General features: G+C 62.7%; 19 protein-coding genes and 2 tRNA genes. 7 read left to right on the top strand and 14 right to left on the bottom strand.

Annotated elements, in window-relative coordinates:
* Nucleotides 1-84: 84 nt before the first annotated feature.
* From mfd to ACZ41T_RS03875, 4 genes are all read left to right on the top strand, one after another.
* Entirely contained in the window at nt 85-3,507 is a 3,423-nt protein-coding gene (gene mfd / locus ACZ41T_RS03860; protein WP_464923161.1) for a transcription-repair coupling factor, read from the top strand.
* Between the two features lie 8 nt (nt 3,508-3,515).
* The gene (locus tag ACZ41T_RS03865; protein ID WP_464923162.1) at nt 3,516-4,751 is read left to right on the top strand and encodes a DUF1015 domain-containing protein; all 1,236 of its coding nucleotides are present in this window, start codon (nt 3,516-3,518) and stop codon (nt 4,749-4,751) included.
* Between the two features lie 88 nt (nt 4,752-4,839).
* Complete coding sequence (flgM, locus tag ACZ41T_RS03870) at nt 4,840-5,148, top strand: flagellar biosynthesis anti-sigma factor FlgM (RefSeq protein ID WP_464923163.1); 309 nt, start codon at nt 4,840-4,842, stop codon at nt 5,146-5,148.
* 368 nt (nt 5,149-5,516) lie between these two features.
* The gene (locus ACZ41T_RS03875; protein WP_464923164.1) at nt 5,517-5,726 is read left to right on the top strand and encodes a heavy-metal-associated domain-containing protein; all 210 of its coding nucleotides are present in this window, start codon (nt 5,517-5,519) and stop codon (nt 5,724-5,726) included.
* A gap of 21 nt (nt 5,727-5,747) precedes the next feature.
* Here ACZ41T_RS03875 and ACZ41T_RS03880 read toward each other — a convergent pair whose 3' ends face one another.
* Genes ACZ41T_RS03880 through ACZ41T_RS03900 form a run of 5 tightly spaced genes read right to left on the bottom strand, consistent with a single transcriptional unit; the run spans nt 5,748 to nt 10,667 of the window.
* Entirely contained in the window at nt 5,748-7,841 is a 2,094-nt protein-coding gene (locus tag ACZ41T_RS03880) for an EAL domain-containing protein (protein WP_464923165.1), read from the bottom strand.
* Entirely contained in the window at nt 7,841-8,797 is a 957-nt protein-coding gene (locus ACZ41T_RS03885; protein ID WP_464923166.1) for an ABC transporter substrate-binding protein, read from the bottom strand. Before ACZ41T_RS03885 ends, ACZ41T_RS03880 begins: the two co-directional genes overlap by 1 nt.
* The gene (gene dnaQ / locus ACZ41T_RS03890) at nt 8,794-9,492 is read right to left on the bottom strand and encodes a DNA polymerase III subunit epsilon (RefSeq protein WP_464923167.1); all 699 of its coding nucleotides are present in this window, start codon (nt 9,490-9,492) and stop codon (nt 8,794-8,796) included. The genes ACZ41T_RS03885 and dnaQ overlap by 4 nt, the downstream gene beginning before the upstream one ends.
* A gap of 7 nt (nt 9,493-9,499) precedes the next feature.
* Nucleotides 9,500-9,940 (bottom strand): ribonuclease HI, encoded by a 441-nt coding sequence (gene rnhA / locus ACZ41T_RS03895; protein WP_464923168.1) that lies wholly within the window; start codon nt 9,938-9,940, stop codon nt 9,500-9,502.
* The gene (locus ACZ41T_RS03900) at nt 9,930-10,667 is read right to left on the bottom strand and encodes a class I SAM-dependent methyltransferase (RefSeq protein WP_464923169.1); all 738 of its coding nucleotides are present in this window, start codon (nt 10,665-10,667) and stop codon (nt 9,930-9,932) included. Before ACZ41T_RS03900 ends, rnhA begins: the two co-directional genes overlap by 11 nt.
* Nucleotides 10,668-10,696: 29 nt before the next feature.
* On the opposite strand from ACZ41T_RS03900, the gene gloB reads away from it, so the two are divergent.
* Together gloB and ACZ41T_RS03910 are read left to right on the top strand one after the other, a co-directional pair.
* Complete coding sequence (gloB, locus tag ACZ41T_RS03905) at nt 10,697-11,467, top strand: hydroxyacylglutathione hydrolase (RefSeq protein ID WP_464923170.1); 771 nt, start codon at nt 10,697-10,699, stop codon at nt 11,465-11,467.
* 328 nt (nt 11,468-11,795) lie between these two features.
* Complete coding sequence (locus ACZ41T_RS03910) at nt 11,796-12,743, top strand: IS110 family RNA-guided transposase (RefSeq protein ID WP_464922210.1); 948 nt, start codon at nt 11,796-11,798, stop codon at nt 12,741-12,743.
* A 121-nt stretch (nt 12,744-12,864) separates the two neighbouring features.
* On the opposite strand, the gene ACZ41T_RS03915 is transcribed toward ACZ41T_RS03910, so the two are convergent.
* The 5 genes from ACZ41T_RS03915 to ACZ41T_RS03935 form a co-directional block, all read right to left on the bottom strand.
* Nucleotides 12,865-13,062 (bottom strand): hypothetical protein, encoded by a 198-nt coding sequence (locus ACZ41T_RS03915; RefSeq protein ID WP_464923171.1) that lies wholly within the window; start codon nt 13,060-13,062, stop codon nt 12,865-12,867.
* A gap of 17 nt (nt 13,063-13,079) precedes the next feature.
* A complete protein-coding gene (locus ACZ41T_RS03920) occupies nt 13,080-15,041 on the bottom strand; it encodes an ABC transporter ATP-binding protein (RefSeq protein ID WP_464923172.1) in 1,962 nt (653 codons plus the stop codon).
* Nucleotides 15,038-16,444, bottom strand: coding sequence for an ABC transporter permease (locus ACZ41T_RS03925; protein WP_464923173.1), 1,407 nt, complete (start codon nt 16,442-16,444; stop codon nt 15,038-15,040). The genes ACZ41T_RS03920 and ACZ41T_RS03925 overlap by 4 nt, the downstream gene beginning before the upstream one ends.
* A 145-nt stretch (nt 16,445-16,589) precedes the next feature.
* The gene (locus ACZ41T_RS03930) at nt 16,590-17,567 is read right to left on the bottom strand and encodes an ABC transporter permease (protein ID WP_464923174.1); all 978 of its coding nucleotides are present in this window, start codon (nt 17,565-17,567) and stop codon (nt 16,590-16,592) included.
* Nucleotides 17,567-19,723, bottom strand: a complete 2,157-nt coding sequence (locus tag ACZ41T_RS03935; RefSeq protein WP_464924020.1) for an ABC transporter substrate-binding protein — start codon at nt 19,721-19,723, stop codon at nt 17,567-17,569. Before ACZ41T_RS03935 ends, ACZ41T_RS03930 begins: the two co-directional genes overlap by 1 nt.
* Nucleotides 19,724-19,799: 76 nt before the next feature.
* Here ACZ41T_RS03935 and fabI point away from each other — a divergent pair, with 76 nt between their 5' ends.
* The gene (gene fabI, locus ACZ41T_RS03940; protein WP_464923175.1) at nt 19,800-20,582 is read left to right on the top strand and encodes an enoyl-ACP reductase FabI; all 783 of its coding nucleotides are present in this window, start codon (nt 19,800-19,802) and stop codon (nt 20,580-20,582) included.
* A 67-nt stretch (nt 20,583-20,649) separates the two neighbouring features.
* Here the strand turns inward: fabI and ACZ41T_RS03945 are convergent, their stop codons facing one another.
* The 4 genes from ACZ41T_RS03945 to ACZ41T_RS03960 all read right to left on the bottom strand — a co-directional run bounded on the left by ACZ41T_RS03945 (nt 20,650) and on the right by ACZ41T_RS03960 (nt 23,234).
* Complete coding sequence (locus ACZ41T_RS03945) at nt 20,650-22,545, bottom strand: SurA N-terminal domain-containing protein (protein ID WP_464923176.1); 1,896 nt, start codon at nt 22,543-22,545, stop codon at nt 20,650-20,652.
* Nucleotides 22,546-22,675: 130 nt separating this feature from the next.
* Nucleotides 22,676-22,752: transfer RNA gene (locus ACZ41T_RS03950), tRNA-Asp, on the bottom strand.
* Between the two features lie 72 nt (nt 22,753-22,824).
* Nucleotides 22,825-22,900 (bottom strand) — tRNA-Val (locus tag ACZ41T_RS03955).
* A 61-nt stretch (nt 22,901-22,961) separates the two neighbouring features.
* A complete protein-coding gene (locus ACZ41T_RS03960; RefSeq protein ID WP_464923177.1) occupies nt 22,962-23,234 on the bottom strand; it encodes an HU family DNA-binding protein in 273 nt (90 codons plus the stop codon).
* Nucleotides 23,235-23,320: the final 86 nt, after the last annotated feature.

The raw sequence follows: 23,320 nt of genomic DNA on the forward strand, positions 1-23,320 counted from the left end.
ACAAACAAGGAAAGGCGAGCATTATACCCGCCCCCCCACCGCGCTTCGCCCGCCCGCGATTAACCCTATAATCCTGCCATTTGCATGATGTTCTTCTCTTCCACCTCCCAGCCTTCCAGCCTTCCGCACAACGCATCCGGACTGGCCGGCGCAGCCGATGCCCTTTACCTGGCCGAGATGGCGCGCCGTGCCGCGCCGCTGGTGGTGGTGTGCGCGAGCGCGTGGGACGCCAACCGCCTGACCGAGGAGTTGCGCTGGTTCGACCCCGGCCTGCGGGTATGCACTTTCCCCGACTGGGAAACCCTGCCCTACGACAGTTTTTCGCCTCACCCCGACCTGATTTCCGAGCGGCTGGCGACGCTGTACCAGATTTCGCGCGGCGAATTCGACATCGCGGTGGTGGCGCTCCCCACCGCGCTGTATCGGCTGGCGCCGCCGGCCTTCCTCGCCGCCCACACCTTCTTTCTTAAGCAGAAAGACATTCTCGACGAAGCCGCTTTCCGCGCGCAGATGGCGCTGGGCGGCTACACCCATGTCAACCAGGTCTACTCGCCGGGCGAGTTTTCGGTCCGCGGCGGCCTGATCGACCTGTTCCCCATGGGCAGCGCCCTGCCCTATCGCATCGACCTGTTCGACAACGAAATCGAGACGCTGCGTGCGTTCGACGTCGACACCCAGCGCAGCATCTATCCGGTGAGCGAGGTGCGGCTGTTGCCGGCGCGCGAGTTCCCACTCGACGAAACCGGCATCACGCGCTTCCGGCAGAATTTCCGTGAGCGCTTCGAGGGCGACCCCTCGAAATCCAAGCTGTACAAGGATGTCAGCAACGGCCTCGCGCCGGCCGGCATCGAGTACTACCTGCCGCTATTTTTCGAGGAAACGGCGACGCTGTTCGACTACCTGCCCGCGCAGACAAGATTCGTCAGCCACGGCGCGCTCGACTCCACCGGCCAGGCGTTCTGGACCGACGCGCAAAGCCGCTTCCGCCTGCTGTCGGGCGACAAGGATCGCCCGCTCTTGCCGCCCGCCGAGCTGTTTTTGCCGACCGACGCCTTTTTCAGTTTGGCCAGGGCCTATGACCGACTGAACGTGGAACAGACCGGCAGTGGGCTGGCCCGCCCCGTTCCACCCATTTCGGTCGACCGCCGCGAAGCACACCCGGTCGCCAAGCTGCGGGGCTTTATCGACAGCTTTCAGGGCAAGGTGCTAATCGTCGCGCCGTCTGCCGGGCGGCGCGAAACCCTGCATGAATACCTCGCCGAGCACGGCCTTGACGCCATCCTGTGCGAGGGCTGGGCCGACTGTCTGCCACGCGCCGAGCGCATCCTGCTCACACACGGCCCGCTCGCCGAGGGTTTCATCGTCAGCGACGACCCGCTTGCCGTCATTACCGAAACCGAGCTCTACGCCATTCCGCCGAAAACCCGGCGCGCACGCGAGGCCCGCGCGACGCAGATCGACAACCTGCTGCGCGACCTCTCCGAGCTCAAGCCCGGCGACCCGGTGGTGCATGCGCAATATGGCGTCGGCCAGTACCTTGGCCTCGCCAACATGGACCTCGGCGACGGCGACACCGAGTTCCTGCAGCTCGAATACGCCAAGGGCGACAAGCTCTACGTGCCGGTCGCCAGCCTGCACCTGATTTCGCGCTACAGCGGCACCGGCGAAGGCGCGGCGCCGCTGCACAGGCTGGGCACCGACCAGTGGGAGAAGGCGCGCCGCCGCGCCATGCAGGCGGCACGCGACACCGCAGCCGAACTGCTGAACCTGTACGCCCTGCGCGCCGCACGCGAGGGCCACGCATTCAAGTTCTCGCTGCACGACTACGAAGCTTTTTCCGAAGGCTTCGGCTACGAGGAAACCCCCGATCAGGCCGCCACCATCGCCGCGGTGATGGCCGACATGCAGACGGGCAAGCCGATGGACCGCCTGGTGTGTGGCGACGTCGGCTTCGGCAAGACCGAAGTCGCGCTGCGCGCCGCCTTCATGGCGGTGATGGGCGGCTACCAGGTGGCGGTGCTGGTGCCGACCACGCTGCTCGCCGAGCAGCACTTCCAGAATTTCTCCGACCGCTTCTCGGCCTGGCCGGTGAAGCTCGCCGAGCTGTCGCGCTTTCGCAGCCCCAAGGAACAGGCCGAAGCGCTGCAGGCGCTCGCGGACGGCAAGCTCGACATCGTCATCGGTACCCACCGGCTGATCCAGAAGGACGTCAAATTCGCCCGCCTCGGCCTGGTCATCCTCGACGAGGAACACCGTTTCGGTGTGCGCCAGAAGGAGCAACTGAAGGCACTGCGCGCCGAGGTCGACGTGCTGACGCTGACCGCCACGCCGATTCCACGCACGCTGGCGATGTCGCTCGAAGGCATCCGCGACTTTTCGGTGATTGCCACCGCCCCGCAGAAACGGCTGGCGGTGAAGACGTTCGTCCAGTCGTTTTCCAACGGGCTGATTCGCGAAGCGGTGCTGCGCGAACTGAAGCGCGGCGGCCAGGTGTATTTCCTGCATAACGAGGTCAGCACCATCGAGGCCATGCGCGAGCGGCTGGAAAAGCTGCTGCCGGAAGCGCGCATCCGCGTCGGCCACGGGCAGCAGAGCGAGCGCGAGCTGGAACAGGTAATGCGCGACTTCTACCAGCAGCGCTACGACATCCTCCTGTGCACGACCATCATCGAGACCGGCATCGACGTTCCTACTGCCAACACGATCCTGATCAACCGCGCCGACAAGTTCGGCCTGTCGCAGCTGCACCAGCTGCGCGGCCGGGTCGGGCGCTCGCACCATCAGGCCTTCGCCTATCTGCTGGTGGACGAGGATCGCATCCTCACGCCGCAGGCGAAAAAACGCCTGGAAGCAATTCAGATGATGGAGGAACTGGGTGCCGGCTTCCATCTCGCCATGCACGACCTCGAAATCCGCGGTGCCGGCGAGGTGTTGGGCGAGAAGCAAAGCGGCGAGATTCTCGAAGTCGGCTTCTCGCTCTACAACGACATGCTCGCCGGGGCGGTGGCCAGCCTGAAAGCCGGCAAGGAACCCGACATGAGCCAGCCGCTCGGGGTGGTATCCGAAATCAACCTGCACCTGCCCGCGCTGCTGCCGGTGGACTATTGCCCCGACGTGCACGAGCGGCTGGTGCTGTACAAGCGGCTGGCGAGCTGCCACAACGCGGACGAGCTGACGCAGATGCAGGAGGAACTGGTCGACCGCTTCGGCGAGCTGCCCGATACCGCGCGCGCCCTGCTGGCGGTGCACCGTCTGCGCATGGCCACCCGCACCTACGGCATTGTCCGGCTGGACGTGTCCGGCGAGGGCATGAGCGTGCAATTCGTCCCCAACCCGCCCATCGATCCGGGTAAAATCATTCAGTTGATCCAGGGCAAGGCCGGATACCGGCTCGCCGGTCCCGACCGGCTGAAACTGACCACGCCCCTGCCCGATGTCGCCCGGCGTGTCGGTGCAGTGAACGCCTTCCTGGCCGCGTTGGGCGAACCCATTACTTCCGCAAAATAAATAATCTTATGAACCTGATCCAGCCTTTCGCCGCCCTCCGCCCCGCACCGGGACGCGCCAACGATGTCGTCGCGCCGCCTTACGATGTGCTGTCGACCGAGGAAGCGCGCGAACGCGTCAGCGGCCGCCCGTGGAGCTTCCTGCACATTTCCAAGCCGGAAATCGACCTTCCCGCCGGCACCAATCCCTACGCGCCGGAGGTGTATGCCAAGGGGGCGGAAAACCTGCAGGCCCTGATCCAGGCCGGCGTGCTGGCACGCGACCCCGCGCCCTGCTACTACGCCTACCGCATCGTGATGGGCAGCCACAGCCAGACCGGCATCGTCGCCGCCGCCTCGGTGGCCGACTACGATACCAACCGCATCCGCAAGCACGAATTCACCCGTCCCGACAAGGAAGACGACCGCGTGCGCCAGATCGACGCGCTCGATGCCCAGACCGGCCCGGTGCTGCTGGCCCATCCCGCCGCACCCGAAGTCGATGCCATCCTGGCCGAGGCCTCGACGGGCATTGCCGATTCCGATGCCGAGCTCGACGGCGTGCGTCACACCCTGTGGGTAATCCGCGACCCCGCGATCCAGGCGCGCATCACCGCCGCGTTCAACGCCATGCCCGCGCTCTACATTGCCGACGGCCACCACCGTTCGGCATCGGCGTCGCGCATCGCTGCCGCACGCCGTGCCGCCAATCCCGTGCACACCGGCAACGAGCCCTACAATTTCTTCCTGTCGGTTGTTTTCCCCGCGCACCAGATGCGAATCCTGGACTACAACCGGGTCATCGCCGACCTCAACGGGCTCTCTACGCAGGCTTTCCTCGAACGCGTGAATGTCGCCTTCGGCGTCGAACCTGCCGCCAGCGCGGTCAAACCCGAGCGTCCGGGCGTTTTCGGCATGTACCTCGACGGCAAATGGCACCGCCTGAGCATCCGCCCCGAGCTAATTCCGGCCGATCCGGTGGGACGCCTGGATGTGAGCCTGCTGCAGAACAACCTGATCGCGCCCATCCTCGGCATCGCCGACCCGCGACGCGACAAACGCGTCGATTTCGTAGGCGGTATCCGCGGCTTGCCCGAACTTGAAAAGCGGGTGAACAGCGGGGAGATGGCGCTGGCTTTCGCGCTCCACCCCACCCGCATGGAAGACCTCATGGCGGTGGCCGATGCCAATGAGGTCATGCCGCCCAAGTCCACTTGGTTCGAGCCCAAACTGGCGGATGGACTGGCGTCGCATATGCTGGTGTAAATCGGCGCTAAGGTTTTCCGGATAGATGCCGTATTACCATCCAACAATAAGCAATATCCGGAAAACTGGCCAACAGGTAATCAAGCCCGTGAAAATCGACAAACGCATCACCCCGCCCGCCACGGCCAAAGCTTCTGCCACCAAGGGCAAAGGGAGGGGCAAGGCGTCCGCCTCCACGGCGGGCGGCAGCGACTCGCTGACGCTGACCGAGTCGAGCACCCGTGTCCGTTCGCTGGAAACCCAGCTGGCCGCGGTCGATGTCACCGACATCGGCAAGGTTGAAGCGGTCAAGGCGGCCCTTGCCGACGGCTCATTCACCGTCGATGCCGAAGTGGTGGCCGACCGCCTGATCGATCACACCAAAGAAGCCCTGCGCAAGCGCCCGCGCAAGAAATAATCCCGGGAAAAACAGTTAATCACAGAGACACAGAGTCAAAAAACCAGAAGAAGTCAGATGGCGGATCTTCCTGCAACCTGTTTATTTTTGGCTCTTTCACCGTTATTTGTTGGTGTTGGCCAACCTCGTGGGAGCGGCTTTAGCCACGATGCGGGTGCTAGCAGCCTGGCGGCACATCGCGGCTAAAGCCGCTCCCACGGAGTCGCCTGCGAGATGCCGCAGGGTAGGGGCCTCATCGGAGAGGGAGCAAGATATATAACGTCAACAGCAAACAGTGACATAGCCTTGTTTTCTCTGTGCCTCTGTGTCTATGTGGTGAATGAATTGAAATAAAATCAAGCTTCGAATATTCTTTCGGGATTCAGCACATGAGCGAAATCATTTTATCCGTGACCGGCATGACCTGCGGCGGCTGCGTCAACAGCGTGCAGAAGGTGCTGGCGGCCTTGCCGGGCGTGCAAAGCGTCGAGGTCTCGCTGGCGCCCGGTCAGGCGCGCGTGGTGGTCGAACCCGCCCGTATTGACCGCGCCACGCTGGCGCAGGCCATCATCGATGCGGGATTCGGCGTGGGCGACTGACCCGTCTGCCTGCTTCCGCACTCAGGATTTTCCGTACAGGCTTTCCAGCGACTCTGGGCAGCGCACCCAGTTGCCCTGCACATAATCCACCCTGATCTCGCGCAATACGGCCAGCGTCTGCTCCGACTCGACATATTCGGCCACGGTCTTCAATCCCATCTGGTGGCCGATGCGGTGGATCGCCTCGACCATGGAACGGTCGACGGGATTGGTCGTGATATCGCGAACGAACGCGCCATCGATCTTGAGGAAATCCACTTTCAGGTTCTTCAGATAGGTGAAGGACGACAGGCCGCTACCGAAGTCGTCGAGCGCAAAACTACAACCGAAGCCGCGCATGGCATCGATGAATTCGTTGACGATGGCGAGATTGCCGATGGCTGCGGTTTCGGTAATTTCAAAGCACAAGTGAGGCCCCAGCGTGGGATTTTCCTGCAGGCGCACCAGCAACATACGGCGGAATTCCGGGTCCTTCAGCGACGCGCCCGACAGGTTGACCGCAAACAGGCAATGCTGCTCGCGTTTGGCCGTCAGATACCGCTGGCACACACGCAGCGTTTCCCCGATCACCCAGCTGTCGAGGGCGGGCATGATGGAATAACGCTCGGCCGCGGGGATAAAAGCCATCGGTAGAATTTCGCTGCCGTCGTCGTCAATCATCCGCAACAACAACTCGACATGGCAGGGCGGCTCCCCCACACTATCGGTGCGGCGGATCTCCTGCCACAACAAGCGCAGGCGACCTTCCTCCAGCGCCCTCTGAATGCGCGTCACCCACCGCATTTCGCCGCGATGGCGCACCAGGTCGTGGCCGCTGCTTTCATACACATGAATCTGGTTGCGCCCGCGGTCCTTTGCCACATAGCACGCGGCATCCGCCGCCGACAACAGGCTCGCGACGGTGCCGCTGTCGCGATTGATCGCCACCATGCCCGCGCTCATGCCGATGGTGAAAATGCGGTCACCCCATTTGAAGCGAAAGCGCTGCACTTCGGCGCGAAACGTATCCGCCACCTCAAGCGCATCGGGAATGCTGCAATTTTCCAGCAGCAGGGCGAATTCGTCGCCACCCAGGCGCGCCAGGGTATCGCGTTCGCGCAAATTTCCTTTCAGTAGCAGCGCCAACTGGCGCAGCAGTTCGTCGCCCGCCGCATGGCCGCAGGAATCGTTGATCACCTTGAATTGATCGAGATCCATGTAGCACAGTGCGTGCTCCCGGTTCTGCTGCAGGGCCGACAGCAGCGTGCGCTCCAGCCGCTGCTCGAACTCGCGGCGGTTGATCAGCCCCGTCAGCGCATCGTGGCTGGCCTGATAAACCAGGCGCGCGGTGGCCTGGTCGATCTTTTCCTGCATCTCATCATGCATCGCCTGCAAATGGGCCGCCATGTGATTGATGCCGCGCTGCAGCGAGCCCAGCTCGGCCCCGCCGGTCTGCTCGACCCGTTCGTCCAGGTGGCCCTCGCCGATGCGGCTGACCGTGTGGGTCAAGTCCAGAATCGACCGGGAGATCTGGCGCCCGATGCGCCAGGCGAGATAGAGGCTCACGCCCAGACCGGCCAGCAGAAGCGCCAGGCTGCGCAGAATGACCTCGCGCTGGCTCTTGAAAGTGGCGCTGCGCGAAACGTCCAGGCCCACCCACCCCAGCAGCCGGGTCTGCGTGCCCGGCTGCGCGGTGCGCCCGTCCACCAGGTTGAAATCGTCCACCATCACCTCGGTACGGGTGATCGGCGCGTAGTACACCAGGCGGTCCTTGTATTCGATCTGAAGGATGCGATCGGTGGGCAGCCCGCCCTGAGCGGGTTCCGTCCAGGCACCCATGCCGACTTGCGACAGCGCCTGGCCGTTATCGGCAAATACCGCCACCCCACGAACGTCAGGCTCGATCGCCACTTTTTCGAGCAGGGTCTGCAATACTTCGATGTTGCCTGCGGCGACGCCATATTCCGTTGCCGGCGCGAGCTGGCGGGCAATGGCCACGGCACGGTTGCGCAGCGACTGATCGAGATCGTCGATTTTCCCGGCGATGAGCTGGAACAGCAGCAGCACGCCGATGATGGCCATCGGCACCACGGCCAGGCCGATGACACGCCCACGTATCCCCAATGAAGCCGCCATCAATATCCCTCGCCCAAACGTCTTTCCAGCTCGGCCTCCGGCGGCAAAGTGAAACCGAGCGAGCGCGCCACCTGTTCATTGATTGAAATGCTGAAATAGGCCGGGTGCGCGGGCGGCGGCAAATTCACCGGCGTGTCCTGAATGGTGCCCTTCACCCATTCGGCGGTCTGTCGACCGATTTGCGCAGGACTGGAATGCAGCGACAACAGCGCACCCGCCCGCGTCAACGAATGCGAGTAGCCCAGAACCGGGACATGGTAACGATAGGACGTCAGAAAAAGGCTTTGTGCGGTGTTGCGATTGAATATCAGTGGGTCGGGCACCGCCAGCAGCAATTCAGCATCCGACAACACGTTTTCGAGCGCAGTGATCAGCCGCTCCTCGCCGGACAGCGTGACATGAACCAGACTGAGCCGCTGTGCCTGCAAGGCTTCATCCAGCTCGCCCACCAGCCCACTTTGCTCGGCGCTCACCAGCATTCCCACGCGTCGCACCTCGGGGAAAGCCTGGCGAATCAGCCGTACCTGACGCTCGAAGGGCTGATCGAGATAGATTGCCGAGGCGCTCCGGCCACCGCCGCTCAGGCGGGTGCGCCCGATTTTGGCATACCATACGCGCGGCACCAGCACCGCCAATACTGGCGGCCGAACCGGCAATGCGGCCAGCGACTCCGCCGCGCGCACCCCCACTGCAACGGCCAAACGCGACTCATTCAACGAAACCGCATTCAATCTCTTGGCGTACACCCGGATAACCTCGTGGGAGGTGTCGTCAAGATAGGCGCGGATGACCTGATAGACCTCCTGATACGACGCCGAATCGTCGCTCAATACCACCGTCACCCGCGCCGCGACAGCCGGTGCCGACACCAGGAGCAGACAGGCGCAAGCCAGCCCCAACCGCACGATACGCTGGAGCGCGGTCCGTCTGCGCGACACCCCATCCGTCAACTTCACTCCTGCTCCATGCTCCACAGGCAGGCGCCCTTGCTTTCCTGGGCGATGGCCCCGAGCAGGCTGGCATGCGCGGCCAGTTCGTCAGCCGACGCCTGCAACAATACAGCCTTGGGGCGCGCGCGCGCAGCCACCCGATCGGCCTGCACGCTGCGTACCTCCAGCCCGATCGACAGGCTTTCCTGCCCGCGCGTCAGCGCCAGGTACACCGCCGCCAGAAGTTCGCAGTCCACCAATGCGCCGTGCAGCGTGCGCGCCGTGTTGTCCACGCCATAGTGTTTACACAGTGCATCCAGGTTGTTACGCTGGCCGGGGCGCAGCGCCTTGGCCATCGCCAGGGTATCGGTCACGCCGTCGCACCAGTTGGGCAGCGGCGCCATATCAAGCAGACGCAGCTCCATGTTGAGAAAGCCGACGTCGAATGGCGCATTGTGTATGACGAGTTCGGCGCCCCGAATGAAGTCGACGAACTCGTGCGCGATGTCGGTGAAGCGCGGCTTGTCCTGCAGGAATTCCGGGGTGATGCCGTGCACCTGCATCGCCCCGGCGTCGATGTCGCGATCCGGATTCACATAACGATGCAGATGATTGCCGGTGAGCCGCCGGTTGACCATTTCCACCGCCGCCACTTCGATGATGCGATGCCCCTGTTTCGGGTCGAGGCCGGTCGTTTCGGTATCGAGGATGATTTGTCGCATATTGGTCTTATTGCGCCTGCAGTACGCCCTGGTTGGCCAGTTCGTCGGCACGCTCGTTTTCCGTGTGGCCGTTGTGGCCGCGCACCCATTTCCATTCGATGCGGTGCAACTGGCTCAGGGCATCCAGCTGCAGCCACAGATCCTGGTTTTTTACCGGTTTGCCGTCGGCGGTGCGCCAGTTGCGGCGCTTCCAGCCGACCATCCATTCGCTGATGCCTTTTTGCACGTACTGCGAATCGGTATGGACTTCGACCGTGGACGGGCGCTTCAGCGATTCCAGCGCACGAATGACTGCAGTCATCTCCATGCGGTTGTTGGTAGTGTTGGCCTCGCCCCCGCAGATTTCCTTGCGATGCCCGTCCGTCACCAGCAGGGCGCCCCAGCCGCCCGGGCCGGGATTGCCCTTGCAGGCACCGTCACTGTAGATATAAATGGTGTCAGCGTTCACGACCTACCCGATATTGTTTGAGATTGATGACTTTTGCCGCCGGTGACAACAGGCGTTGTGCAACCGGCGTTTTCCACTGCGGCAAAATAATGTTCATACCCTGCACACGCTTCACCGCCTGCAGGAAATACACGCCGCCGCCCATCGCCCACCAGCGGTCGCCGGCAGGCTCCATGAAACGCAGCCGGCGCAGCCAGGTTTCACGGTTGATCGGCGGACGGTAGCAGCACATCCTGCCCGCCGCCACTTCGAGTCCCAGCAGGACCATCCAGTCCTTCACCCGAGAGATATTCAGGAAGCTGCCGTTCCACGGGTAGCCGCGTTCGCCGCCCTGCAGCGTGCGCGCCAGCCCCCACAGGCTGCGCGGGTTGAATCCGGCCAGCACCAGGCGGCCCTCCGGGCGCAGGACGCGCCCGGCCTCGCGCAGCACCTGGTGCGGATTGGCGCTGAATTCCAGCACATGCGGCAACAACAGCAAGTCGAGCGACTGGTTCTCAAACGGCAAAAACATGGGATCGGCCCGCACCTGGGCCGGGGTTTCCACTGCACAGGTCACGCGCAGCGGAATGCGGCTGTTGCGCAGGAAATCGATCTGCGGCAAGCCGACCTGCACCGCATTGAAACCGAACACGTCCGATACGGCATCGTCGAAATAGCGCTGTTCGCGAAACAGCAAGTGTTGCCCCAACGGCGTTTCAAACCATCCTGTATTCAACTTGGATAACATAGCCATCTCTCCTTTCCGGCAGTCCCGACATGTTGACCCTCATTTCCCTGCCAGCGTTCGAAGACAACTACATCTGGGTGTGGCACGACGGACGTCATGCCGTTGCGGTCGATCCCGGCGATCCGGCGCCGCTGATCGCCTTTCTCGACGCGAATCGGCTTGTGCTGACAGCCGTGCTGATCACTCACCACCACCGTGACCATACTGGCGGCAACGCATCCCTGCGTCAACGCTATCAATGTGCCATCTATGCACCGGACAACCCGCGCATTCCCGCTGTCACCCATGTCCTGCGCGGCGGCGATGTGGTGGACATCGCCGAACCGGGCTTGCACTTCGACGTCCTGGCGACACCGGGCCACACGCTCGATCACCTCAGCTATGTCGGCCACGGCTGCCTGTTCTGTGGCGATACCGTATTCGGCTGCGGCTGCGGCAAACTGTTCGAAGGCAGCCCCGCGATGATGGCCGCCAGCCTCGATGCCATTTTAGCGCTGCCCGATACTACCCGGGTCTGCTGCGCGCACGAATACACCTTGAGCAATATTGACTTTGCCAAAACCATCGATGGCGACAATCCTGCACTGCTTGAACGCGAGCGCGCCGACCGCGCCCTGCGCGCGCAAAATCGACCCACCCTGCCCTCCACCCTGGCGCTGGAAAAAGCCACCAATCCGTTTCTGCGCTTTCACGCGCCCGACATGACGGCCTTTGCCGCCCGCTATCTGAAACGCCCGCATCCCGGCCTGGCCGAGGTATTCGGCGCAATCCGCGCCGCCAAGGACGCCTGGGACGGTTGACCGATCCCCATCCGGCCACTCAAACAGGATGAGACCGTGTTGAGTACGGGGTAAGCGGTCGTCGTCAGAAATCCCTAAGGAACCGCTGATTAATTTGTCATCCTATGCTTGCGCCAACTCGTTTTGAATAGGATATTCGAGACGAGCCAGGAGAAGGGTCTGAAGCCGAAGTTGTCATGAGTCGTTCGAGGCTGTTCGCAATGGTGGTTGCCCTTCTCCGCCCTTACTGATTCCGGACAGTTCATTGGGGCGTGACCCCGCATTCAGGATGGATGGAAAGTGTAAGTGGCTGGTTTTTCATACATTTCCAAGGATTCAGGGGTGATTGATGATTGTAGGCATTGATATCAGCAAGAAATGGTTTGATGCGGCCTGGCAGGTGGATGGTCAGGGCCGGCATCAGCGCTTTGAGTACACCGATGAAGACATCGGCCAGTTGTTGGCGCAAACGCCCGAGGCGGCACACTACGTGATGGAAGCAACGGGAACCTACCATGCGCGCTTGGCGCTCAGGCTGCATGAGTCGGGGCGGCGAGTGAGCGTAGTCAACCCGCTGGTCATCAAGCGCTTTTCCCAAATGCAGCTGTCACGGGTAAAGAGCGACCGTGCGGATGCCGAGTTGATCCGGCGCTATGGCGAACAGCAGCCCTTGTCGCCCTGGGCGCCCGCCACGGATGAAGTACTTGAATTGCAGCAGGCGCATGGCTGGCTGAACGACCTGATCGGGGAGCGCACCCGGCTGCTCAACCGGCGCGAAGCCCATGCCCACCACGCCAAACCCAACGCCTTCGTCATTTCGCAGATGGCAGCGCAGTTGCAGCAACTGGACGGACAGATCAAGACATGCGAACGGCATCTGGAGGTGATGGTAAAAAAGTCTTTTACCGAGTTGTTTGAGCGGCTGCTCACGATTCCCTCGATCGGCGCCAAGACGGCGATCGAGCTGATCATCGTGACGGACGGCTTCAGGCGCTTCGAGGACGTCAAGGCGCTGTGCGCCTATATCGGGGTGAGCCCGACGACATTCCGCTCGGGCAGCTCGGTCAATGGCAAAGGCGGGATCGCCAAGCTGGGGCAGGGGCGGATGCGTCAATTGCTCTACCTGTGCAGTTGGACCGCGAAGACCTGCAATCCGGCCTGCAGGGCACTGTATGCCCGCTTGAAAGCACTGGGCAAGCCGCCGAAGGTCATCAACGTCGCAATTGCGCATAAATTGTTGAGGCAGGCCTTCGCGGTGGCAACGACCAATGCGCCTTTCTCGACAGAATATGCTTGACGAGAAGCACAGTTCATTGCGAGGCGCGCAGCGACGCGGCAATCCAGAAATGCCCGCTTAATCAAAGCGCTCGCAATGACGGCCATATCGAATTAATCAGCGCATCCCTAAAGAGTGAGTTTCAGTCGGGCGCAGGCGGTTCTTCGCGCTTGTCCGACATCACCAGCGCCATACCCACGGCCGCCAGCACCATCCACAGCACCGCCGCCCAGATCCCCAGGGCGTCCGACAACGGCCCCATAAAAAACAGCGTCAGCATGGCCACCACCAGCACCGCATTGCCGATCCAGAAGTTGTGACTGCGTTTGCCGATATTCAATTGACGCTCCAAAATTCCTAAGCCTGTCCTGCCACCCAGTGGCAGCGGACCCAATGCCCGTCGCCCAGCTCGGTCTGCTCGGGGTAGGTTTGCCGGCATACTTCCATTGCATGCGGGCAGCGCGGGTTGAAATGGCAGCCATCAGGGGGGTTGAGCGGCGATGGCTGGTCTCCAGCCAGGCGAATGATGCCCGGCCCGGTCTGCGCCTCGATGCGCGGCACCGCACTCACCAGCGCCTGCGTGTAGGGATGGCGCGGCGCGCGCAGCACGTCGGCCGCGACGCCATGTTCGACGATGCGCCCGAGATACATCACCGCCACCTCGTGCGCCAGATAATCGACCACCGCGAGGTTGTGGGTGATGAAGAGGTAGGCCAGCCCCAGGCTGTCCTGCAGATCCTTCAGCAGGTTCAGGATCTGTGCCTGCACCGAGACGTCGAGCGCGCTGGTCGGCTCGTCGCAGATCACCAGCCGGGGCGACACTGCGAGCGCCCGCGCGATCGCGATGCGCTGCCGCTGGCCGCCGGAGAACGCATGCGGATAGCGGCCGCCGGCATCGTCCGGCAGCCCGACCTGATGCAGCAGGCGCGCCACCGCGTCGCGGCGGTCGGCGGCCGCGCCGATGCCCAGCGCGTCCATGCCCTCGAGCAAAATATCCGCCACCCGCATGCGCGGATTAAGTGAGCTGAACGGATCCTGGAACACCATCTGCGCCTGCCGCCGCAGGGTGGGGACATTCTTCGCGATCATGGTCTCGCCGCCCAGCACAATGCTGCCCGCGGTCGGCTCGATCAGCCGCAGCAGCGCCTTGCCCACGGTGGTCTTGCCGCAACCCGATTCACCCACCAGCGCCAGCGTGCGGCCCGCCTGGATGTTCAGCGACACGCCGTCGACTGCGCGCACGTGGCCCACGGTGCGCTGGATCAGGCCGCGCCGGATCGGAAAATGCACTTTCAGTCCGTCCACCTGCAGCAGCGATTGTGCAGCCTGTTTTACCGAATGTGCGGTGCGTTCGCGCGCGCTGCGCGCAGGCAAGGTGCCCGCCAGGTGGCAACGCACCCGCTGATCGTCGATCACCTGCCAGCCGGGCGATTCAGCGCGGCAGCGCGCAAGCGCAAACGGACAGCGCGGCGCAAAGCGGCAGCCGCGCATCGGACCGTCGAGCGGCGGCACCTGGCCGGGAATCGTGACCAGCCGGCCGCTGTCGCCGGGGCGCGGCAGCGCCTCGAACAGCATGCGGCTATATGGGTGCTGCGGGCTGGCGAAGAACGCGTCGCGCATACCCTCCTCCACCAGCTCGCCGGCATACATGACGCCCACGCGATCGGCATTCTCGGCCACCACGCCAAGGTCATGCGAGATCAACAGCATGCCCATCCGCTGATCGGCCTTGAGTCTGCGCAGCACGTCGAGCACCTGCGCCTGGATGGTTACGTCGAGCGCCGTGGTCGGCTCGTCGGCAATCAGGAGTTGCGGCCGGCCGGCCAGCGCCATTGCGATCATCACCCGCTGGCGCAGCCCGCCCGAGAGTTCGAATGGATAGGTGTCGAGCCGGCGCACCGCGTCCGGCACGCCCACCGCATCGAGCAGCCCCCGCGCAGCGTCGCGCGCAGCCTGCCCGCTGAGGTTCTGGTGCAGCGCCAGCGCTTCGCCGATCTGTTCACCGACCTTGATGACCGGATTCAACGCCAGCATCGGCTCCTGGAAGATCATCGCCATCTGCCCGCCGCGCACGCGCCGCATGTCGCGCTCGGGTAGGGCCAGCACATCGGTTTCGCCAAGCTGCACGCTGCCCGAAATCACCCGGCCGCCATCCGGCAGCAGCCGCATCAGCGACAGCGCAGTGATCGACTTGCCACAGCCGGATTCACCCAGCAGCGCATAGGTTTCGCCTGCCGCAACCCGAAACGACACGCCATCGACCACGCGCACCCGACCGAAGCCGGTAACGAGATCGCGCACCTCGAGCAGAGGTTTCATCGACGTCCTCCCAGACGCGGGTCGAAGGCATCGCGCACGCCGTCGGCAAACAGGTTGGCGGCCAGCACCAGGGTGAACATGAAGGCGAACGCCGCGCCGAGCTGCCACCAGACGACCGGCTCGCGCGCCAGTTCGAGGCGCGCGCCGTTGATCATGTTGCCCCAGCTGTACATGGCGGGATCGACGCCGACGCCGATGTAGGACAACACCGCTTCGGCCAGCACCAGGCCGGAGAAATCGAGCACGATGGCGATCAGCACCAGATGGAACAGGTTGGGGAAGATGTGGCGGCTGATGATGCGGGCGTTCGATACGCCAAAGGCACGCGCCGCCTCGACGTAGTCCAGCGTTCGCAGCTTCAGCGATTCGCCGCGCAAGAGACGCGCAAGACCCGTCCAGCTGGTCACGCCCATGATGAGGCAGAGCGCCAGCAGGCGGATGTCGGCACGCGCGGCAGCGGTATCGAAAATGTCGGGATTGGATTCGATATAAACCTGCACGATGAGCACCGCCGCGGCGATCAGCAGCACGCCGGGGATCGAATTCAGCACGGTGTAGAGGTACTGGATGACGTCGTCCACCCAGCCGCGAAAGTAGCCGGCGGCGATGCCGAAACCGATCGCCAGCGGCAGCGTGACCAGGGTGGTCAAGGTGCCGATGACCAGGCCGGTGCGGATGCTCTTCAGGGTGATATAGAGCACGTCCTGCCCGACCTTGTCGGTGCCGAAGACATGGTAGCCGGAGGCCAGCTGCGCCAGCGTGCCGCCGAGCACCAGCAGCAGCGCCACCATGAGAACAAGCGTCCGCCCCGGCCAGTTCAGGTCGCCCTGTCGCCACGCCGCCAGCCACGCGCCCACTGAAACCTGCGTCCGCCGCGCCCGCCACCCGGCCAACAGGCCGAACAGCAGCAGGCTCGCCAGCCCCCCCTGCGTGGCGCCGACGAGCGTGCGGCGGGTGATATCCGGCAGTCGCTCATCCGCGTGTTGCAGGTGCGCGCCGCCGTATTGCAGGCGCGGATAATCGCGCACCGTCGCGCTGTCGCGCTCGACGAACTCCTTGGCGTACAGTTGCATCGCCAGCGGGGCCGAGTAGGTTTTTTCCTGCCGCGCACGCAGCTCGCTCGTCAGCGCGTCGAACACGGACAGCACCTCGACCGAATAGTGCGGCGCATCGGCCGGGCTGTCGGTCAGCTGCGCCCGATAATGCAACGAGTCGAGCAGGCCGATGACCACGAACACGCCCAGCACCAGTGCCGCCCCCATCGCCATCGGGCGCTGCGCCACCATCCTCCACGGCGCCAGCAAATGTTCGTGGCGGCGGATCAGCCACACCAGCGCCAGCACCACCGTCAGCAGCGCGAAGATCAGCGCATCGGTCCACAGGATAACGGGCTGGATGGTCATCTTGAAGAAAGCCCATTAACCACAGAGGCGCAAAGACACAGAGGAAAATCAAAGCAATGCAATGCCTTAACACCCTTCTCTGTGCCTCTGTGTCCCAAGGGATACCGTCCCTGCGAGACATATCTCTGTGGTGAGGGGTTCATACTCATTGCAGCCGAACCCGCGGATCGACCCACGAATAGGAAATGTCGGTGAGGATCAGGCCGACGATGTAGAGGAAGGAGCCGAGGAACACCATCGCCCTCACCACAGCGAAATCCTGCGCCTGGATGGCGTCGATGGTGTAGCTGCCCAGCCCCGGAATGCCGAAGAAGGATTCGGTAATCAGGCTGCCCATGAACAGCAGCGGCAGTACCACCACCGCACCGGTGAGGATCGGGATCATGCCGTTTTTCAGCACGTGGCGAAACAGCACACGCCCCTCGGAGAGCCCCTTGGCGCGCGCGGTGCGCACGTAGTCCTTGCCGATTTCCTCGAGGAAAATTGTGCGGTACCAGCGCGAGCCGCTGCCGATCCCCGCCACCACACCGACCAGCACCGGCAGCAGGATGAAGCGGATGCCGTCGATGCCGCCGGCGAATCCCGAGATCGGCAGCAGGTTCCACAGTTTGGCAATGAAATACTGTCCGGCGATGATGTAAAACAGCCCAGATATCGACATCAGCACCACGCAAAGCACCACGCCCCACAGATCGAGATAGGTGGTACGGAAGAACACCATCAGCAGGGCGAAGCTGACGTTGACCAGCAAGCCGATGACAAACACCGGCAGCGCAATCGCCAGGCTCGGCCCCATGCGGGTACGGATTTCGTTGCCGATGTTGCGTCCGTCATCGCCCTTGCCGAATTCGAACACGAACATGGCAGCCGAGTGCTTGAAGAAAATCGTGTCGGTGAGCTGCGCACTGCCGGTAGCCTGCGCATTCAGCAGCAGCGGCTTGTCGTAGCCGTGCTCGACCTTCCAGCGCTCGATCGCTTCAGGCGTCACGTGCTTGGCGCCGAGCTGTAGCCGCGCCATGTCGTCCGGCGTGTTGACGACGAAGAACAGTGCGAAGGTCAGCAGGTTGACCCCGATCAGGATCGGGATGGCGTACAGCAGGCGGCGCAGGATATAGGCCAGCATCAGGCGGTTTTCCTCTCATGCCGCCGCCAGCCGATCACCGCCGGCGCGATGACGGCCATCAGCGCTGCGACCAGCAACACGATCGGCCACAGCACCGGGTGATTCCATTCGGCGCGCCGGCTTGTGCGCAGGTCGGGGTCGATGCGGCGATACTTGAGCGTGTTGTTGGCCATCAGGTTGGGCTTGACGTTATGTACCCAGCCGTGGCGCAGGCCGAAGGACTTGGGGTAGTAGGCGAAGATCCACGGCGCGTCGCGGCGCACGATCTCCAGCATGGCGTCGATCACCTGCTGACGCGCGGGGCCGTTGTCCATGTCCTTCATGCGCTCGAACAAAAAATTGAATTCAGCACTGTCGTAGTTGGCCGCATTCTCGCCGCCGCTGCCCACCTTCTTGTGCGGCCCGTACAACAGGAACAGGAAGTTCTCCGGGTCTGGATAGTCGGCGTTCCAGCCCCATTCGAACAGCTGCGCGTTGCCCTTGCGGATCTTGTCCTGGAAGCGGTTGTAGTCGGTGCCGCGCACCACCAGCTGCACATTGAGCTTGTCGAGCTGCTTCTTCATCCAGTCGAGCCGCGACTTGGCATCAGGCCCGCTCGCCATGGTGTCGAAATACAGCACCAGCGGCTCGCCCGTCTTCGCATTGCGCCCGTTCGGGTAGCCCGCCTCGGCCAGCAGTTTCCGGGCGTCTTCGATCGGGCGGCGCTGGATGCTGCCGTCGCGCGCTTCGTACACGTAGGGGTTCAGCCCGGCCACGCCCTCGACATAGCCGAACAGCCCCGGAGGGATCGGTCCCTGCGCAGGGATGCCGCGGCCATTGAGAAAAATCGAAATGAATTCATCGTAGTCGAACGCGATGGAGAGCGCCTGCCGCAATTTCTGGCGGTCTTCGCCCAAACCCCCCACCACCGGATCGAGCATGTTGAAGCCGACATACCAGAGCGAAGCCGCCACCGCGGTGATGAGGTGGATGTCCTGCTCGCGCATGCTGTCGGTCAGCTGCGGATCGCCGCCGGACGTGAATTGCACGGCCTGGTCGAAGCTGTCGGAGCTGATCCCGGAGCTGTCGTAGTAGCCCTGCAAAAACTTGCTCCAGTAGGGAATGGTTTCCTTCTCCAGGCTGTAAATGGCTTCGTCGACAAACGGCAGCGGCTTGCCGGCGTCGGCCAGCCGGCCGGCACGGCGGTCCTCCTCGCTGCCTTCCCCCGGATAGGTTTCGCCGTGGAAGTGGGGATTCTTCTTCAGCGCCATACGGCGGTTGGGATCGTTCTGCGCCAGATAATAGGGCCCGGTGCCGACCGGCTGCCAGTCGAGCGTGAGGTTCTTGTCGGCCATGCCGGGCTGCGCGTAGAACACCTCTGCTTCCCACGGCACCGGCGCAAAGAACGGCATCGCCAGCCAGTAGATGAACTGCGGGTATTTGCCCTTGATGCGGATGCGGTAGGTGTGGCGATCCACCACTTCGGCCCCTTCAAGCGGGAAGTCGTCGAGCTTCAACGCCGCATCGGGATCAGCCTTGGCGACTTTTTCAAGCATTTCGCCCAGCGCCTTCAGGCCGACGATGTGCTCGCTCATCAGGCCGAAAATCGGCGAGCTGAGCCGGGGGTTGGCCAGCCGCTTGATCTGGTACACGTAATCCGCCGCCACCAGTTCGCGCGTGCCGCTGTGCTCGAAATCCTGGATACGGGTATTTTTGGCGATATCCGCGGCCGTGAGCGCGTGGTAGCGGTAGCGTCCCGCCGCATCGCGCGCAAACGCCGGATGCGGCTGGTAGCGGATACCGGGGCGGATGCGAATTTCGTACGCGGTCTCGGCGATCGACGCTGCCGGCGCATCGTCCGGCAGCGCTTTCCCGGCGGCGTCGAAATAGCGCGGTCTGGGCACTGCCTCGGAGGTCAACGGGACCAGCGTGTAGGGACGTTTGAGGAAGTGGTATTGCAGCGGCGGTTCGTAAATCTGCCCGGTGAACTCGATCTCGTCGGCGCTGTATGAGCGTGCCGGATCGAGATGCTTGGGGCGCTCGGAAAATGCGCTGTAAAGCACATTGGCGTCAGCCTGGCTGCCCGGATAGGGGTTATTCCAGTTGTCGGAGCAGCCTGCCATCAGGCCTAGCCCCAGCAGGCCCATCCCCAATAAAATCGCCCCGATGCGCACCATCTCGCAAGTGTACCCAAGCACGCCGCCAACGTCAGCCGTTATAATCCCGTGCTACATAACTTTCTTCGAGACCATCATGGGATTTCTTGCAGGAAAACGTTTGCTGATCACCGGCGTGATATCCAACCGTTCGATCGCGTACGGCATCGCCACCGCATGCCAGCGCGAAGGCGCCGAACTGGCCTTCACCTACCAGACCGATCGCATCAAGGATCGCGTCACCGAATTCGCCCAGGAGTTCGGCTCCAGCCTGGTGTTCCCGTGCGACGTCGGCAGCGACGCGCAGATCGACGCGCTGTTTGCCGACCTCGGCAAACACTGGGACAGCCTCGATGGGCTGGTGCATTCGATCGCGTTTACACCGAAGGAAGCCCTCACCGGCGATTTCCTCTCCGCGGTCACCCGCGAAAATTTCCGCATCGCCCATGACATCAGCGCCTACAGTTTCGCCGCGCTGGCCAAAGCCGCTCTGCCGATGATGGAAGGCCGCCAGGCCGCACTGCTGACGCTGACCTATCTCGGTGCGGTTCGCTCCGTGCCCAACTACAACGTCATGGGACTGGCCAAGGCCAGCCTTGAATCCGGCGTGTATTACATGGCGCAAAGCCTCGGCCCCAAAGGCATCCGCGTCAACGCCATCTCGGCCGGTCCGATCAAAACGCTGGCCGCCAGCGGCATCGCAAACTTCGGCGAGAAGCTCGACATCGCCGCCAAGAACGCGCCACTGCGCCGCAATGTGACCATTGACGAGGTCGGCAACGTCGCCGCCTTCCTGCTGTCCGACCTGGCCTCAGGCATCACCGGTGAAATCACCTACGTCGACGCAGGCTTCAACACCACCGCCGGCGCCGAAAGCTGACTCGTTTTTTTCATCCAATAAAAAACGCGCCTCGGGGCGCGTTTTTTATTGCTTCCCGCAACCCGGTTTATCTGCCTTCGATCGCATTGGGCTGGATTTTCACTTTTTGCCCGACGGTAATCAGCGCGACCATCGCCTTCATGTCCGCACGCTGCTGCGCCTGCACGACGCCGGACTCGATCGATGCCAGCAGCATGGGGTCGAGCGCAGGCGCCTCCAGCACGCGGCTCACCCGCACGATGCGATAAATGCCGTCAGGGCGAGTAAAGCCGGTGTAGGCCGGCAGCTTGTCGGCGCTCACCCGGAATACCGCCTTGGCGCCGGCGGCATCCAGCACAGCCGAAGCCTGACGCCCGACTACCTGGAAATCCGACCAGTTCAAGTTCGCTTCCTCGCCTTTGGCCAGAACCTGGACCGTAGCCTCGCCTTTTTGCGCCAGCAGCCGTGCGCTCTGCGCGGCACGCAGTTTGGCCTCGATAGCCACCGACACTTCGGCTAGCGGACGCAGCCGCGCCGGGCGATGCTCCACGATCCGCGCAGCCACCAGGGTGCCGGGCTGAACCTCGATGGCCTCGGTATTCTGCCTGGATTTGATTGATTCCTGGCTGAACAGCGCGGCCGACAGTGCGGGATGATTGAATGGCGACGGTGCATTTTTTGCGGTCATCCAGCCGCTTTGCTTGACGGTCAGCTTGGCAGCTGTCGCTGCGGGCTGCAGGGAGGTCGCATTTTCGTACACCAGATTGCTGAAGTTCTCGGCCAGATCGGCAAACATCTTCTGCGCCTGCTGCCTGCGCAACTCGTCCACAACCGCCGCACGCACCTCGGCCAGCGGTGCGGTCTGCGCAAGCTCGACGCCATCCAGGCGGATGATGTGATAGCCGAAATCGCTTTCGACCGGGCCACGGATTTCATTCGGCTTCATGCTGAATACGGCATCCTCGAAAGGCTTGACCATCATGCCGCGGCCAAAGCTGCCAAGACTGCCATCCTGTGCAGCCGAGCCGGGATCCTGCGATTCGGTGCGCGCCAGCTCGGCGAAACGCTCCGGTGTTTTCTGCAGGGCTTGAATCAGTTCGGCTGCTTTTGCCTTGGCCCGAGCGCGCGTTGCGGCATCCGAATTTTTATCGACGGCAATCAGAATATGGCTCGCACGACGCTGCTCGGGTTGCCCGAACTGCGCAGCATTGGCCGCGTAGTAATCCGCCACCGCCTGCTCGTTCACGGCAATGCCCGCTGCCACACTTGCGATGTCCAGCACCAGTTGCTCGGCGCGAATCTGCTCTGGCTCGGTGAATTCGGTCTGGTTGGCCGCGTAATACTGTTCCACGTCGGCGGTCGTCACCTGGATCTGCGACGCCACCGTAGAAGCCGGCAGATCCGCCCAGGCGATCTCGCGTTGCTGCGCCACCAGGTGGGCAATCTGCGTCAGCGAGGTATTCGAGGGGAAGGCCGCGAGCGAAACCGGACTGGTAATGGCCTCGAGCATGAAGGCCTGGCGCAATTCATTTTCAAACTGGGCAGGCGCGCGGCCGTTCTGACGCAGCACCGCCTCATAGCGCTGCTGCGAAAATGTGCCGTCCTGCTGGAAGGTCGGAATCTGCCCCAGCACCGATGCAACATACGCATCCGGCGCCAGGAACCTGAGCTTCTGCGCTTCCAGCAGCAGCGCCTTGCGCTCGATCAGGTTATCGAGCACCTGTCTGCGAAAGTCGGCTGTTTCGGTGACGGCGGGATCAAATGCGGGGCCGCGCGCCTCGCGCATGCGGTCACTCTGCGCCTGGATTTCCCGCGTCAGCTCTTCACGCGAAATCCTCACATCCCCGACCTCGGCGATCTTGCCGCCGCTTTTGTCACCCGATATGTAGGAATCCACGCCGAACAGGGCGAAGGTAACAATAATCAAGGCCAGTATGACTTTGGCCAGCCAGCCCTTTGCATGCCTGCGGATTGCTTCGAGCACGGTCTTCTACTCCGAAAAAAATCGCCAGCGCGAATTTTCGCGCACTTTGCGTCTCGCGTCTCGCCTTGCTGTGATGAAAAGACGCTGTATGAAATGAAAAAAGGCGAACTTGCGTTCGCCTTTTAGATGTTGGCGGAGTGGACGGGACTCGAACCCGCGACCCCCGGCGTGACAGGCCGGTATTCTAACCAACTGAACTACCACTCCCTGATGCTACAAAAAAACGTCGGTGAACACCGTTTCACTGCATAAAATCGACTGCTTGTCCTTGATCCCCGCTGGTGGGTGCTGAGGGGCTCGAACCCCCGACATTCGCCGTGTAAAGGCGACGCTCTACCAGCTGAGCTAAGCACCCGACGAAGCCAAAGATTCTACAACAGATTCCCGACCTTGCCAAATGAAAACTGCATTTTTTATTAATTGATGGCGTCCTTCAGCCCTTTGCCTGCACGGAACTTCGGCACTTTGGCAGCCTTGATCTTGATGGCAGCACCGGTACGTGGATTGCGGCCCATGCGTGCGGCGCGCTTGCCAACATAGAAACTGCCAAAACCCACCAGCGTCACCATGTCTCCTTTCTTCAGCGCTTTCTTGACCGCTTCAACCGTTGCATCCAGCGCACGGCCGGCAGCAGCCTTGGAAATATCAGCCGAGTCGGCGATGGCATCAATCAATTCGGATTTATTCACGTGTTATCCCCTTCGCTCAAGTGGTACAGGAAAACCCCTGTGGGGGCTTTTATAGCAACCCGCAAAACCTTGTGTCAAGCGGTTTT

The sequence above is a fragment of the Thiobacillus thiophilus genome (assembly GCF_055378705.1).

Excerpts from the sequence above, each read along its gene's own strand:
- ACZ41T_RS03925 (WP_464923173.1), bottom strand. The coding sequence starts at position 16,444 with ATGACCATCCAGCCCGTTATCCTGTGGACCGATGCGCTGATCTTCGCG.
- dnaQ (WP_464923167.1), bottom strand. The coding sequence starts at position 9,492 with ATGCGACAAATCATCCTCGATACCGAAACGACCGGCCTCGACCCGAAA.
- ACZ41T_RS03920 (WP_464923172.1), bottom strand. The coding sequence starts at position 15,041 with ATGAAACCTCTGCTCGAGGTGCGCGATCTCGTTACCGGCTTCGGTCGG.
- fabI (WP_464923175.1), top strand. The coding sequence starts at position 19,800 with ATGGGATTTCTTGCAGGAAAACGTTTGCTGATCACCGGCGTGATATCC.
- ACZ41T_RS03875 (WP_464923164.1), top strand. The coding sequence starts at position 5,517 with ATGAGCGAAATCATTTTATCCGTGACCGGCATGACCTGCGGCGGCTGC.
- gloB (WP_464923170.1), top strand. The coding sequence starts at position 10,697 with ATGTTGACCCTCATTTCCCTGCCAGCGTTCGAAGACAACTACATCTGG.
- ACZ41T_RS03930 (WP_464923174.1), bottom strand. The coding sequence starts at position 17,567 with ATGCTGGCCTATATCCTGCGCCGCCTGCTGTACGCCATCCCGATCCTG.
- ACZ41T_RS03900 (WP_464923169.1), bottom strand. The coding sequence starts at position 10,667 with ATGTTATCCAAGTTGAATACAGGATGGTTTGAAACGCCGTTGGGGCAA.
- mfd (WP_464923161.1), top strand. The coding sequence starts at position 85 with ATGATGTTCTTCTCTTCCACCTCCCAGCCTTCCAGCCTTCCGCACAAC.
- ACZ41T_RS03880 (WP_464923165.1), bottom strand. The coding sequence starts at position 7,841 with ATGGCGGCTTCATTGGGGATACGTGGGCGTGTCATCGGCCTGGCCGTG.
- ACZ41T_RS03865 (WP_464923162.1), top strand. The coding sequence starts at position 3,516 with ATGAACCTGATCCAGCCTTTCGCCGCCCTCCGCCCCGCACCGGGACGC.
- ACZ41T_RS03935 (WP_464924020.1), bottom strand. The coding sequence starts at position 19,723 with ATGGTGCGCATCGGGGCGATTTTATTGGGGATGGGCCTGCTGGGGCTA.
- ACZ41T_RS03910 (WP_464922210.1), top strand. The coding sequence starts at position 11,796 with ATGATTGTAGGCATTGATATCAGCAAGAAATGGTTTGATGCGGCCTGG.